This is a genomic window from Streptomyces cylindrosporus (genome assembly GCF_022698165.1).
GTDB classification, from domain to species: Bacteria; Actinomycetota; Actinomycetes; order Streptomycetales; family Streptomycetaceae; genus Streptomyces; species Streptomyces cylindrosporus.
This window is the reverse complement of record NZ_JALDAY010000006.1, coordinates 537,871-552,312: the sequence shown is the minus strand read 5'-3', so window position 1 is coordinate 552,312 and position 14,442 is coordinate 537,871. Positions and strand designations below refer to the sequence as shown.

Here is a 14,442-nt window from a genome sequence, read left to right as displayed (position 1 = left end):
GCGCGCGCACCGGTCCGGGCGCCCCGGCCACGAGCGGGGCGCCCGGATCAGATCCACTGCCGCTCGACCTCGTCGGACACCGTGAACTCGGCGTCACAGGAGGGGCAGCGGGCCCTGCCGAAGACGTACGTGAGCGCCTTCGCGAGATCAGCGCGCCCGGCCGCCGTCGCCTCCCGGTACAGACGCGCGCCGATGCCGTCGAGCCGGTCCGGCGCGACCGGCATCAGATCCACCCGGCCCTCCCCGCTCTCGGCGCCCGGTCCGACCACGTAGTCGCCGACCACGCTGAAGAAGCCGTACGAACCGAAGGCGACGAACAGGCCGGCCGCGCACTCGGGGCACTCCAGCTCGTACTCCTCGTTGACCAGTTGCTCCAGCGCCTCGGCCCACACGCCGGCGTCCTCGAAGGCGAGCACGGCCATCTGCAGGTAGACGAAGTCGCCGGTCTCCTCGGTCGCGGTCGCCAGCAACGCGCGTGCCACGCCCAGCAACTCCTCGATCTCGCGTGCGTAGCGCGTGCGCCGCTCGGCGTCCGGATCCGTCGTGATCAGTCCCGCCATGAGCACCGCCTGTACCGGCTCGCCCGGCGCGCGCCCGAGCGCTATGTCGGCGAGGACCGGCATCGCCGCCCAACTGGCCTCGTACACCGACCCCTGATGGCACAGCGCCGACCACAGGTCGGACCACACCCTGTCGTCCTCCGGGCCGCCGAGCTGCGCGAACAGTCCAGGGATGTCCTCGGCGCTGCCATAGGCGTGGGTCAGTTCGGCCCAATCGATCGTCGTCATGGGGCGATTGTGCCGCGCGGGACTGACAGCGGGGTCACAGACGAATCCTGCTTCTTTTATTGACGACGGAAAAGAAGGGCTCTAGGTTCCCGGTCATGCGCCCGACCCCTCGTGTCGAGACGTTCCCGGCGAACACCCCGGCCGTCTCGCAGATCTTCACCACGGTCCTGTCCCAAGGGCCCCTGACCCGGCTAGAGGTGGCCCGGCGGGCGGGGCTGTCCCCGGCCGCCGTCACCAAGGCGGTCCGGCCCCTGATCGAGGCCGGCTACCTGGTGGAGGACGCGGCGGAGGAGGCCCGCCCGGCACTCGGCCGGCCCGCCAACCCGGTACGGGTCGACGGCGGACGGGCGCTGTTCATCGGTGTCAAGGTCACCGGCGGCGAGCTGATCGGCGTACTCACCGACCTGTGCTGCCGTATCAGGGTCGCCCGGCACGTCCCGCTGACCGACCGGACGACCGAGGCGGTGCTGCCCCACCTCACGGAGCTGGTGCACCAACTGCTCGCCGAGGCCGAGGACTTGGGCACCCCGGTCCTCGGCCTAGGTGTCGCCGTCTCCGGCGACGTCGACCGCGCTGAGGGCGTCGTCCGCTACTCGCCCTTCCTCGACTGGCGTGACGTGCCCTTCGCCGAACTCGCCGCCATGACCACCGGGTTGCCGGTCACCGTCGAGAACGACGTACGCGCGCTGACCGTCGCTGAGCAGTGGTTCGGGGCGGGCGTGGGCCTGTCCGACTTCGCCGTGGTCACCGTCGGCACCGGCATCGGCTGCGGCCTGGTCGTGCACGGCCGGGTGATCGAAGGGGCCCACGGCGTCGCCGGCGAGATCGGCCATGTGACCGTCGACCCGGCGGGACCGCCCTGCCACTGCGGCAACCGCGGCTGCGTGGAGGCGATCGCGGGCGAGGCGGCGATCCTGCGGCGGATCCGCGAGACCACGGGCGCCGACGTCACCGACACCGCCCAGGCCGTGGAACTCGCCCACCGGGGAGCCGCCGGAGCCCGCGAGGCGTACGCCAGGGCGGGCGAGGCCATCGGCCGTGGCATCGCCACCGTCGCCAACCTCCTCGGCCCCGAGCGCGTGATCATCTCCGGCGAGGGCCTCGCCGCCTACGACCTGTTCGCCGAGCAGATCCGCGGCGCCTTCGCCGCGGCCGCCTTCGGCTCCGCCGCCCAGTGCGACGTACAGACCCGCCCACTGCCCTTCGAGGAGTGGGCCCGCGGGGCCGCGGCCACCGCGATCCAGTCCTTCATCACCCCCGACGACCCGCACCCGAGCCGCTGAACCAACTCCCCTTGGAGGTACGACCCATGCGGTCATCCTCGTACTCCGTCATGCCCTTGCGCGCCCTCAGAGCCGCGGTGGTCCTGGCCCTCGCCGCCGGCGCCGTCACCGTCACCCCCGCGGCCCACGCCGGGACCACCGCACCCGCCCTCGCGGCCAAGCCCTACATGGGCTGGTCGAGTTGGAGCATGCAGTCGTCCAAGTACCCCGGCCTCAACCTGGACGGCGACTACAGCTACCTCACCGAGGCGAACGTCGCCAAGCAGACCGACGCCCTGGCCGCCAAGCTCAAGAAGTACGGCTACGAGTACGTCAACATCGACGCCGGCTGGTGGATGGACAAGACCTGGAAGACGGGCTACGACCAGTACGGCAGGCAGAAGGCCGACCCGGTCCGCTTCCCCAGCGGCATGAAGGCCGTCGCCGACCGCATCCACTCCAAGGGCCTCAAGGCCGGCATCTACCTCCCCGCGGGCCTGGAGAAGGGCGCCTACGGCGACGGGAAGACGCCGATCTGGAACGCCGACGGCTGCACCACCGCCGACATCGTCTACAGCGACCTGCGCACCACCAACGGCTGGGACAGCGCCTACAAGATCGACTTCTCCCGGCCCTGCGCGCAGAAGTACATAGACTCCCAGGCCCAGTTGATCGCCGGCTGGGGCTACGACTTCCTCAAGCTCGACGGGGTCGGCCCCGGGTCCGGGAAGAGCGGTGACCAGTACGACAACGTTGCTGACGTGGCCGCCTGGAACAAGGCCATCGCCGCCACCGGCCGCCCGATCCACCTCGAACTGTCCTGGTCCCTGGACATCGGCCACGCCGCCGACTGGCAGAAGTACTCGCAGGGCTGGCGCATCGACACCGACGTCGAGTGCTACTGCAACACCCTCGTCAGCTGGGAGAACTCCGTCGACGACCGCTGGGACGACACCCCCGGCTGGACCAAGTACGCGGGCCCCGGCGGCTGGAACGACCTCGACTCCCTCGACGTCGGCAACGGCGAGATGGACGGCCTGACCAAGGCCGAGCGGCAGAGCTACGCCACCCTGTGGGCCATCGCCAAGTCCCCCCTCTTCACCGGCGACGACCTCACCCGCCTCGACTCCTACGGCCTCTCCCTGCTGACCAACAAGGAGGTGATCGCGGTCGACCAGGGCGCCACCCCGCCGGCACGCCCCATCACCCCGTCCGACCCGCAGCAGGTGTGGGCCGCGAAGAACCCCGATGGCAGCTACACCGTCGCCCTCTTCAACCTCGCCGACAAGCCGGCCGCCGTCTCCGCGAACTGGGCCGCCCTCGGCTTCACCGGCAAGGCCGCCGTCCGCGACCTGTGGAACCACGAGAACCTCGGCAGCTTCAAGGACAAGGTCACCGAGGCCCTGCCCGCCCACGGCTCCCGCCTGTTCACCGTCACCCCGCACGGCAGCGCCCTCGCCTTCACCGGCTACGAGGCCGAGTCGTCCGCCAACACCCTCGCCGGCAACGCCTCCGTCGCCGACTGCTCGGCCTGCTCCGGCGGCAAGAAGGTCGGCAACCTCTACCTCGGCGGCAAGCTCACCTTCAACGACGTCGTCGTCCCCAAGGCCGGCACCTACCAGGTGAAGATCGCCTACGTCAGCGGTGACGCCCGCTCGGCCGCGGTCTCCGCCAACGGTGGCGGCGCGGTCAGCCACAAGTACCCCTCCACCGGCGACTGGGGGACGGTCGAAACCGTCAGCGTGCCGTTGACCCTCAAGGCCGGCTCCAACACGATCACCTTCGACAGCGGCAACAGCTACGCGCCGGACATCGACCGGATCGACGTACCGAAGTCGTACTGAACGACCGACCAGGAGCCGCCATGACCACCGACCCTTCCCCCATGCTGCCCAGACGCGACCTGCTCGCCCTCGCCGCGATGACCGGCGCGGCGCTGGCCGGCCTGCCAGCCTTCACCGCCTCGGCCGCACCGCAGCGCCCGGTCGACTCGCCTTCCACTAAGGCGAGTTCACCGCTCGAACTGTGGTGGCAGGCCCCCGCCGACGACAACTCGATGATCGAGCAGGGCCTGCCCGTCGGCAACGGCCGCCTCGGCGCCCTCGCGAGCAATGACCCGGGGCACGAGGTCCTGCTCGTCACCGACGCCACGATGTGGACCGGCGGGCTGAACGACACCCTCGACTCCGATGGCCAATTCCCCTACGGGCGCACGGACTTCGGCTCGTTCACGCTGCTCGGCCGGCTCACCGTGGACATCCCCGACCACGACCTCGGCGCCGTTTCCGGCTACCGCCGCACCCTGGACCTCGCCCAGGGCGTGGTGACGACGTCGTACGTCCGATCGGGCGTCACCTACCGGCGGAAGATCTTCGCCAGCCGCCCCGACGACGTGATCGTCCTGCACTTCACCCAGAGCGGGGGAGGGCGCTACACCGGCACCGTCACCCTGGAGGGCACGCACGGCGAGGGCGCCGGAGTCTCCTTCGGCGCCGCGTTCCCCAACGGACTGAAGTACGGGGCCGCCGTCACCGCGTACGGCACCGGCGGCCGCGTCACCGTCAGCGGCACACGCATCGACTTCTCCGGCTGCAAGGACCTCACCGTGGTGGTGAGCGGCGGCACCGACTACGCGCCGGACGCGGCCAAGGGCTACCGCGACCCGTCCCTCGACCCGCACGGGCTCGCCCGCACCAAGGTCCGCGACGCCGCCGCGCACTCCGCGGACACCCTGCTGAACACCCATGTCGGCGACTACCGCGAGGTGTTCGGGGCGTTCGGCCTCTCGCTCGGCACGTCGACCGCCGAGCAGCGCTCCCTCGACACCTGGGAACGCATCCAGGCGCGGGCCCGGGACGAGGTGCCCGACCCCGAACTCGAAGCCGCCTACGTGCAGTTCGGCCGCTACCTGATGATCTCCGGCTCGCGCGGCAGCCTGCCGCTGGGCCTGCAGGGGCTGTGGCTCGACGGCAACGACCCCGACTGGATGGGCGATTACCACACCGACATCAACATCCAGATGAACTACTGGATGGCCGACCGGGCGGGCCTGTCCTCCTGCTTCGACGCGTTCACCGACTACTGCGTGGCCCAGGTCCCGTCCTGGACCGACGTGACCCGCCGACTGTTCAACGACCCGCGCAACCGCTACCGCAACTCCAGTGGAAAGAACGCGGGCTGGACCATCGGCATCTCCACCAACCCCTACGGCGGGGGCGGCTGGTGGTGGCATCCCGCGGGCAACGCCTGGCTGTGCAACACCCTCTGGGAACACTACGAGTACACGCGTTCGCACACGCATCTGGAGAAGATCTACCCTCTGCTCAAGGGCGCCTGCGAGTTCTGGGAGGCACGGCTGCTGACGACGACCCTGCCCGGCACCTCCCGGGAGGTCCTGATCGCCGACAGCGACTGGTCGCCGGAGCAAGGCCCGCTCGACGCCAAGGGCATCACCTACGCCCAGGAGCTGGTGTGGGCGCTGTTCGGCAACTACTGCGTCGCGGCGGCCGAACTGAAGAAGGACGGCGGGTACGCGGAGACGATCGCGGGCCTGCGGAAGCGTCTGTACCTGCCGCAGGTGAGCCCCAAGTCCGGCTGGCTGGAGGAGTGGATGTCCCCCGACAACCTCGGCGAGACGACCCACCGCCACCTGTCCCCGCTCGTCGGCCTCTTCCCCGGCGACCGCATCCGCCCCGACGGCTCCACCCCGGCCGACCTCGTGGCCGGCGCCACCGCCCTGCTCACCGCGCGCGGCATGGAGAGCTTCGGCTGGGCCAACGCCTGGCGCAGCCTGTGCTGGGCCCGCCTCAAGAACGCCGACAAGGCCTACCAGCTCATCGTCACCAACCTCCGCCCCTCCACCGACGGCAGCAACGGCACCGCACCCAACCTCTTCGACATCTACGAGGTCTCCCAGGGCCGGGGCATCTTCCAGATCGACGCCAACTTCGGCACCCCGGCCGCCGTCAGCGAGATGCTCCTGTACTCCCGCCCCGGCCACCTGGAACTCCTCCCGGCCCTCCCCGACGCCTGGTCCGCGGCCGGCTCCCTCACCGGCGCCCCCGCCCGCGGCGGCTTCGTCGTCGACCTGCGCTGGCGCGACGGCAGGCCGACCGAGGCACACATCCGCAGCGTCGGCGGTCGTACGACGACGGTGGCGTACGGCGGCACGTCCCGCACCGTCACCCTCCGGCCCGGCGGGTCCGTCACGCTCAAGGACCTCGCCCGGTGAGCGCCCGTGTTACGCGCGCCTGCCGCCTGGCCGTGCTGCTCCTGCTGGCGGGCACGGTCCAGGCCGCACCCGTGCACGCCTCCGAGGCCGGATTCCAGACCCTGGGCGCGCCCGTGGACAACCGTGACGTGGTCACCTGGGCCTCCAGTGCCGACCGGATGGGCGACGGCGCCGCGGACCGCGGCTACCGGCTGGTCGTGCACACGAGCGTCGGCGGCAGCGGTCTGCGGATCCGGCTCTCCAACGCCTTCGGGGACCGGCCGGTGACCTTCGACAGCGCCTACGCGGGTGTCCGGTCGGCGGGCGCCGAACTGGTCCGCGGCAGCAACCGCCGCCTCACCTTCGACGGCGCCCCCTCCGTCACCGTCCCCGCGGGCGCGGTCGCCCTCAGCGACCCCCTGCCGGGCCGGGTCCCCGCCGCGACCGACCTCGTCGTCAGCATCCACTCACCCGACGCGGCGGGCCCGGCGACCGGCCACTGGATGGCCATGCAGACGTCCTACACGACCAGCGGCGACCACACCGCCGAGGAGAGCGCCGCCAACTGGACGGAGACGACCGGCTCCTGGACCTACCTCGACTCCGTCTCCGTACGACCGCCCGCGGGCACCGGAGCCGTCGTCGCCCTCGGCGACTCCATCACCGACGGCTGGCAGTCCACCACCGACCTCGACCGCCGCTGGCCCGACTACCTGGCCCGCCGGCTCGCGAAGGCGGACACCGCCGTCAAGGGCGTCGCGAACGAAGGGATCTCCGGCAACAAGGTCCTCGCGGACGGCGCCGGGCAGAGCGCGCTGAACCGCCTCGACCGTGACGTCCTGTCCCAGCCGGGCGTCCGTACCGTCTTCCTCTTCGAGGGCGTCAACGACATCAAGGCCCACACCGGCGTCACCGCCCAGGACATGATCGCGGGCTACCGCGAGATCGCCCGGCGGGTGCACGCGGCCGGGAAGTGCGTCGTCGGCGCGACCGTCGCCCCCTTCAAGGGCTGGTCGGAATGGGATCCGGCCGCCGAGGCCGTACGTCAGGAGGTCAACGCCTACCTGCGAGACAGCGGAGACTTCGACGCCGTCACCGACTTCGACCACATCCTGCGCAACCCCTACGACCCGGAGCGGATCCTCCCGTTCTTCGACGGGGGCGACCATCTGCACCCCAACGACAAGGGGATGCAGGCGATGGCCGACGCCGTGGACCTGAAAGGCCTCGACTGCGCCGGCCCCTAGGAGGACGCCGTCCGCTCGGGCACGATCAACCCTTCCCGGTAGGCGATCGCCACCGCCTCCGTACGGCCGGCCGCGCCCAGCTTGGCCAGGATGTTGGAGACGTGCACGCTCGCCGTCTTGCCGGTGATGAACAGCTCCTCGCCGATCTGCCGGTTGCTGCGCCCGAGGGCGAGGAGCCGCAGCACGTCCTGCTCGCGGGCGGTGAGCGGCGAGGTGCGCTCACCGCCCGCCGGGGTGTCGGCGAGGCGGCCGCGGCGGATCAGCCCGTCGAGCCGCTCCAGCAGGGGAGTGGCGCCGAGCCGCTCGGCCACCGCTCTCGCCTCGCGCGCCCGCACCGCCGCCTCCTCACGCCGTTCGCCCGCCAAGAGGGCCTCGACGTACCGCACTTGGCAGCGCACCCGCTCGTACACGTCGCCGTAGCCGAACGCGGCCACCGCCTTCTCCCAGGCCGCCGCGTCCGGCCCGGACACGGCCCGTGCCCACTCGGCCTCGGCGCGCGCCAGCCAGGCCTGCCCCTCGGGACCCTGCGGGACATCGCCCTCGCCGTGCAGCGCCGTTTGGCGGGCGACCTCGACCAACTCGTCCGCGGTGTCCTTCCAGCGGTGGGAGGTGTCACCGGCCTGCCGCAGCTCCGCCGCCGCGTCGGCGACGGCGGACAGGGCGAGCGCCGCGAGCCGGACCGCGATGTGGGGCCGTACGCCCGAGTCGTCGGTGAGCGCGTCGATACTGACCCGGGCCCGCTCGACCGCCGCCTCCGTGTCGCCCTGCAACAGGGCGGCCTCGGTCAACGCGATGCTCGCGACCATCGTCGCCATCCAGTCGAAGTGCCCCTCCAGCAGCGCCCGCGCGCGCTCGGCCGCGCTCAGATCGCCGCGGGCCAGCGCCACATACAGCGCGGGCCCCACCGCGTACCCGCCCGACGAGGGCAGCACCGCGGCATCGGTCGCCGCGGCCCGCACGCACTCGTCCCAGCGGCCCAGCGTGTACAGCACCAGCAGATGCAGATACCGCATCTCCAGCGGGTACAGCGACGACAGCAGCCCGGCCCGCCGGGCCCGGTCCAATCCCTCGGTCACCCAGGGCAGGCACCCTTCGAGATCCCCGGACTCGAAGCAGCCGACGGCGAGATTGAACAGGGCGCGCATCTCCACCGGTGTGCTGCCCGCCTGCCGCGCCAGCTCCCGGGCCGCCACGAGCCGCTCGCGTCCCGCGACGGTGCGCCGCCCGCCCCCTTCCAGGATGGCCAGCGACACCAGCAGATCGGCCTGCGCGTCCGCCGCCCCCAGCCGCTCGGCGACGCCGAGGGCCTGACGGGCGACGCGCAGCGCGGTCTCGTTCTCGCCCATGTGCCGGGCCGCCAGGACATGCGTGGCCGCCGCCCACACCCAGGTCCGGGAGGGCGGCTCGGCGGGGATCATCGCGAGCGCCTCGCTGCTGTAGGCGAACGCGGCCGTCAGGTTGTCGACGCTCATCAGATTGCCGGCCAGCGTGTACCGCACCCGCGCGGCCAGCTCGGAGTCCGCGTCCTGCCCGATGCCCGCGAGCGCGGACCGGGTCAGGGACACGGCTCGATGGAGCTGACCGGCGTGCGCGGCCGCCGCAGACGCGCGCAGCGTGAGCGTGACCCGGTCCACGCCCTCGCCGGACGGCCGTGCCGCCGCATCGACCGACGCCCACAGATCGAGGGCCGTTTCGAGGTGCCGCAGCTCCTCGGCGGGGGCGCCGACGCGCTGGGCGTGGCCCGCGGCCTCCAGCGAGGCGGCCAGCGCCTCCGGCAGATCGTGGCTCTCCCGGTAGTGGTGGGCGCGCTCCGCGGCGCTCTCGCCCGGATGTCCGCGCCCTTCGAGCAGCCGGGCGAACGCGCCGTGCAGCCGGGCCCGCTCACCCGGCAGCAGATCCGCGTACACCGCCTCCCGGGCCAGCGCGTGCCGGAAGGCGTACGTGTCCCCGCCCCCGGCGACCAGCAGCTGCCGCCCGATCGCCTCCCGCAGCGCCGACTCCAGCTCGTCCTCCGGCAGCCCGACCGCGTCCCGCAACAGGTCGTGCTCGACCCGCCGCCCGGCCACGGCGGCGGTCCGCAGCACCTGCTGGGCGGTGTCCGACAGCTGCTCGACACGGATGAGCAGTACGTCGGCCAGCCCGCTCGGCACCCCTCCGGTGTCCGTGTCGGCGGCGACCAGCTCCTCCGCGTAGAAGGCGTTCCCCTCCGCCCGCTCGACGATCCGCCGCACGGTGGCGTCCGGCAGCGGTCGGTCCTGCAGCGCCCGCACCAGCTCGGCGACCTCGGGATCGGCCAGGGGCCGCAGTTCGAGCCGCTCCACGGCGGGCAGCCGTACCAGCTCGGCCAGCAGGGGGCGCAGCGGATGACGCCGGTGCAGGTCGTCCGCGCGGTAGGAGGCGAGGACGGCGAGGCGGTGAGTGGGCGCGCCACCGGCGGCCCGCTGCAGAATGCCCCGGCTGAGCAGGAACCGCAGCAGATCCCGCGAGGACTGATCGGCCCAGTGCAGGTCTTCGAGCACCACCAGCAGCGGTGCGACGTCGGCGACCTCGGCGAGCAGCCCGGCGACCCCTTCGAAGAGCCGCAGCCGCCCGCCCGAGTCCGCCGCGGAGTCCGCCCCGGCCCCGAGCAGCCGCCCGACCACGGGATACGCGTCCACCGCCGAGGCGAACCGCGCGTCCCCGGCGAGCATCCCGAGAATCTCGGTGAAGGGCAGATACGGCAGCCCGACGTCCCCGAGATCGACACAGTGCCCGGTCAGCACGGTCATCCCGTCGGCGGCGGCCTGCCCCGCGACCTCGTCGAGCAGCCGCGTCTTCCCGACCCCGGCGTCCCCCGCCACGAGCAGGGCTCCCGCCTCGCCCGCCCGGGCGCGCTTGAGCACGTCGGCGAGGCGGGCGAGGTCCTCGCCGCGGCCGATCAGGGGGGTGGGGGATCCGGTTTCAGACACCCGTCCATCCTGTCACGCACCACTGACAGCCCGTTCTCAGCGCAGGGTCCGAGCCCAGTCCTCCGGCACCCGCCCCGCAGGCCCCGGAGCCGGCTGATCCACCGGATGACTCACGGGCGGCGCCAGCTCGGGCCCCTCCTCGTACAGCTGCGCACTGGAGAAGTCCCAGAACCACTGCTCGCCCGGCTCGAAACTCCGGATCACCGGGTGCCCCGTGGCCTTGTAGTGAGCCGTCGCATGCTTGGCGGGCGAGTCGTCGCAGCACCCGATGTGCCCGCACTGCGCACACCGCCGCAGATGGAACCACCACCCGCCCGCCTCGTCGCACTCGACGCAGCCCGTGCCGCTCGGCGGAACACTCGGGTCGATGCCGTTCGCACTGCTCATGCGGACTCCTCGGAGGTCTCGTCGGCCGCGGCGGTGAGCGGAAGAAGAACCTGGAAGCGGGTGTCGCCCGGCTCGGACTCGACCTGCAGGGTGCCGTGATGCTTGTTCACGACGATACGCCAGGAGATGTCCAGCCCCAGCCCGGTCCCCTCGCCCACCGGTTTCGTGGTGAAGAAGGGATCGAAGATACGGCCGCGGATGTCGGCCGGCACCCCGGGCCCCGTGTCCCGGAACTCCACCAGCAGCCGGTCGTGCTCCAGCGCCGTCCGCACCGTCAACGTGCCTTCTCCACCGACGCCGTTGATGGCGTGCACCGCGTTGTCGATGAGGTTCGTCCACACCTGGTTGAGCTCCGCCGGGTAGCACGGCACCTTCGGCAGCGTACGGTCGTACTCCTTGACGACCTGGATCCGGGTGCCGATCTTGCCCGAGAGCATCAGCAGTGTGCTGTCGAGGAGTTCGTGGACGTCGGCGTTCTGGTAGGGGGCGCGGTCGAGCTGGGAGTACTGCTTCGCCGCGTCGACCAGATGCGAGATACGGCTGGTCGAGTCCTCGATCTCGTCCATCAACAGCTCGGTCTCGACCGTGTAGTTGAGCCAGCCGATCGCGCCCGGCAGGATCTCCGCGTCCACGGCGGCCGCGACCTGGTCCAGCCAGTCGATGTCGAGGCCGGCCTGCACGAAGGTGGGCGCGAGCCGCCAGCCGTCCGGGATGCCGTGGTCGTCGAGCCAGTCGGTGACCGCGTCCTCCCGGTCCGCGGCCTCCAGCGGACTCAACGTCGGTGCCTTGGCGACGCGTTCGGCCGTGCGCTCCTGCACCTCGATGAGATTGGCGAGCGCCTCACGCGGATAGGGCCCCGAGGAGATGACGGCGAGCTTGTGGCGCATCTTGCCGACCCGCTCGCGCAGGGTCGCCGTGGCGCGGACGGCCGCCGCCGCGGGGTTGTTGAGCTCGTGCGTCAGCCCGGCCGACAACGAGCCGAGGGCCAGCAGCCGTTCCCGCTGTCCGATCGCCCGCTGGGTGCTCTTCGACCCGAAGAACAGTCCCTCCAGCAGGTGCACCGCCATCGGGAACCACTCCTGCATGATGTTCGCGAACGTGTCCGCCGGCATCACGAAGAACCGCGAAGTGTCCGTCACCCGCATGGAGTTGTTGTAGACCTGCCGGACCCGGTCCCCGAGATAGGCCTGCATGGCCCCGCAGTACACGCCGGGCTGCGCGGTCCGGGTGACCTCCACGTCGTCGCCGCCAACCCGCCGGGACAGCACGAGACCGCCCTCGATCATCACGTAGAAGCAGGTGGCCGGTTCGCCCTCGGTGTACACCGGACCCGGCTCGAACTTCTCCACCCGCCCCTCGCTGCACAGCCGCCCGAGCTGCTCCGGGGTCAGCTTCTCGAACAGGAACAGCGACCCGATCTCCTGCGGGCTGCAGGGCATCAACTGCCCGCTCACGACTGCTCCAGATACCGGTGTACGAGCATCACGGCCATGGCTCCCTCTCCGACGGCGGACGCGACGCGCTTGGCGGACTCGGCACGCGCGTCGCCCGCCACGAACACGCCGGGAATGTTGGTCTCCAGGTGGTACGGCGGCCGGTCCAGCTCCCAGTCCGCCGGCGGCCGCCCGTCCGCGGTGAGATCGGGCCCGGCCAGGATGAACCCGTGCTCGTCGCGCAGCACCGTACCGTCCAGCCAGCCGGTCAGCGGGGCCGCGCCGATGAACACGAACATCCACTGCGCGTCGACCAGTTCGGTCTCACCGGTGTTCAGGTCCCGCAGGGTCAGCTGCTCCAGGTGATCGGCGCCGTGCGCGGACTCGACGACGGTACGCGCGCGTACCGAGATGTTCGGGGCCTCGTTGATCTGCTGGATGAGGTAGTACGACATCGAGGCCGACAGGTCGGCGCCGCGCACCAGCAGGGTCACCGACTTGGCGCCCCGGGCCAGGTACATCGCCGCCTGCCCGGCGGAGTTGGCGCCCCCCACGATGTACACGTCCTGCCCCTGGCAGGAGGACGCCTCCGTGAGCGCCGATCCGTAGAACACCCCGCAGCCGGTCAGGTCGTTGCAGCCGGGCGCCTCCAACTGCCGGTAGGAGACGCCGGTCGCGAGGATCACGCTGTGCGCGGCGACCGCCGACCCGTCGGAGAACCGCACGGTCCGCGCGGCCCCGTTGACCTCCAGCCCGCTCACCTCGCGAGCGGTGAGGATCTCCGCGCCGAACTTCGCCGCCTGCCGCCGGGCCCGTTCGGTGAGCTGCGCCCCGGACACGCCGTCCGGGAAGCCCAGGTAGTTCTCGATCCGGGAGCTCTGCCCGGCCTGCCCGCCGGTCGCCGACCGCTCCACGAGCACGGTCCGCAGCCCCTCCGACGCCCCGTACACCGCCGCACCCAGGCCGGCGGGTCCGCCGCCGATGACGACCAGGTCGTAGAAGTCCGACGCCGGAGTCGTCGCCAGCCCGACACGCGCGGCCAGTTCGGGTGCCTCCGGCTCGACCAGCGGATCCCCTTCCGGCGTGATCACGAGCGGCAGCCGCTGCCCGTCCGCGCCGGCCGCCGCGAGCAGCCGCTGCCCCTCGGGCTCCTCCGCCGAGTACCAGCGGTACGGCACCTGGTTGCGGGCCAGGAACTCCCGCACGTCCGAGGACCGCGCCGACCAGCGGTGCCCGACCACCTTGGTGGCGGGCACCGGCCGGAAGTCACTGCACCGCCACGCCTCCAGCAGGTCGTCGAGGACCGGATACAGCTTCTCCTCCGGCGGATCCCACGGCTTGAGGAGATAGTGGTCCAGATCGACGACGTTGATCGCGTCGATCGCCGCGTTCGTGTCCGCGTACGCGGTCAGCAGGACACGCCGTGCGCCCGGATACACGTCCAGGGCCTGTTCGAGGAACTCGATGCCGTTCATCTGCGGCATGCGGTAGTCGGCCAGGATCACGGCCACGAGGTCGCCGCGCAGCTTCAGCTCCCGCAGGGCGTCCAGCGCGGACTCGCCGGACTCCGCGCGCACGATCCGGTACGACTCGCCGTAGCGCCGTCGCAGATCGCGGGCGACGGCCCGGGACACCCCCGGGTCGTCGTCCACGGTCATGATGACGGTCCGCGCTGCGTCGGACGCCTGTGCCATACGTCTCCCACCCCGAGTGGTCGGACCGACGGCGCGGCGAGCCCTGTCGCAAGACGGTCACCGCGCCGGCTCCCGCCCATCGTATGTTCGATCGTCCCGCTTCGCTCTGGTTCGGCCGAGAGCGAAGGGATCATGGAGGGGACGAGGTGACCGACCGTTCGTGAGGGTCGGGCGGACCGAGGGAGCGGACGGGGACTTTCTCGCGATCTCGCCGAAGGATGCATGGCGTGGCCCCGCTCGCGCCATGATGGGCTGCATGGGGGCATGCCACAGTCGGTCACACCAAGCTCGACAGGCTGGCTTCCCTGTGTCTCGACGAAGAAGCGACCGCCGACGAGGATGTGGCGGGTGCCTGCCGGGCTCCGCCGCTCCGGCAGGGCGTGCTGCATGAAATGGCCCCGTTTCTGGCAGTCGTCGGCCCGGCCGACGCTGGATGACCTGCCCGAGGCCATATCCCAGGCCCCCGACCGAAA

General features: G+C 71.7%; 9 protein-coding genes. 4 read left to right on the top strand and 5 right to left on the bottom strand.

Annotated features, from left to right (window positions below):
- Positions 1-47: 47 nt before the first annotated feature.
- Positions 48-788, bottom strand: coding sequence for a hypothetical protein (locus MQP27_RS22280; RefSeq protein WP_242767061.1), 741 nt, complete (start codon positions 786-788; stop codon positions 48-50).
- Between the two features lie 95 nt (positions 789-883).
- On the opposite strand from MQP27_RS22280, the gene MQP27_RS22275 reads away from it, so the two are divergent.
- Genes MQP27_RS22275 through MQP27_RS22260 form a run of 4 tightly spaced genes read left to right on the top strand, consistent with a single transcriptional unit; the run spans position 884 to position 7,507 of the window.
- The gene (locus MQP27_RS22275) at positions 884-2,071 is read left to right on the top strand and encodes an ROK family transcriptional regulator (protein WP_242767060.1); all 1,188 of its coding nucleotides are present in this window, start codon (positions 884-886) and stop codon (positions 2,069-2,071) included.
- 26 nt (positions 2,072-2,097) lie between these two features.
- Positions 2,098-3,894: an alpha-galactosidase D gene (locus tag MQP27_RS22270; RefSeq protein ID WP_242767059.1), complete on the top strand. Its 1,797-nt coding sequence runs from the start codon at positions 2,098-2,100 to the stop codon at positions 3,892-3,894.
- Positions 3,895-3,914: 20 nt separating this feature from the next.
- Positions 3,915-6,281 (top strand): glycosyl hydrolase family 95 catalytic domain-containing protein, encoded by a 2,367-nt coding sequence (locus MQP27_RS22265; protein WP_242767058.1) that lies wholly within the window; start codon positions 3,915-3,917, stop codon positions 6,279-6,281.
- Entirely contained in the window at positions 6,278-7,507 is a 1,230-nt protein-coding gene (locus tag MQP27_RS22260) for an SGNH/GDSL hydrolase family protein (RefSeq protein ID WP_372511275.1), read from the top strand. The genes MQP27_RS22265 and MQP27_RS22260 overlap by 4 nt, the downstream gene beginning before the upstream one ends.
- On the opposite strand, the gene MQP27_RS22255 is transcribed toward MQP27_RS22260, so the two are convergent.
- The 4 genes from MQP27_RS22255 to MQP27_RS22240 are packed head-to-tail and all read right to left on the bottom strand — an operon-like array spanning position 7,504 to position 13,969.
- Positions 7,504-10,455 (bottom strand): helix-turn-helix transcriptional regulator, encoded by a 2,952-nt coding sequence (locus MQP27_RS22255; RefSeq protein WP_242767057.1) that lies wholly within the window; start codon positions 10,453-10,455, stop codon positions 7,504-7,506. The two genes, MQP27_RS22260 and MQP27_RS22255, sit on opposite strands and share 4 nt — an antisense overlap.
- A 36-nt stretch (positions 10,456-10,491) precedes the next feature.
- On the bottom strand, positions 10,492-10,842 hold the full coding sequence (locus MQP27_RS22250; protein ID WP_242767056.1) for a UBP-type zinc finger domain-containing protein: 351 nt from the start codon (positions 10,840-10,842) through the stop codon (positions 10,492-10,494).
- A complete protein-coding gene (locus MQP27_RS22245) occupies positions 10,839-12,296 on the bottom strand; it encodes an ATP-binding protein (protein WP_242767055.1) in 1,458 nt (485 codons plus the stop codon). The genes MQP27_RS22250 and MQP27_RS22245 overlap by 4 nt, the downstream gene beginning before the upstream one ends.
- Entirely contained in the window at positions 12,293-13,969 is a 1,677-nt protein-coding gene (locus MQP27_RS22240; protein ID WP_242767054.1) for an NAD(P)/FAD-dependent oxidoreductase, read from the bottom strand. The genes MQP27_RS22245 and MQP27_RS22240 overlap by 4 nt, the downstream gene beginning before the upstream one ends.
- Positions 13,970-14,442 lie beyond the last annotated feature (473 nt).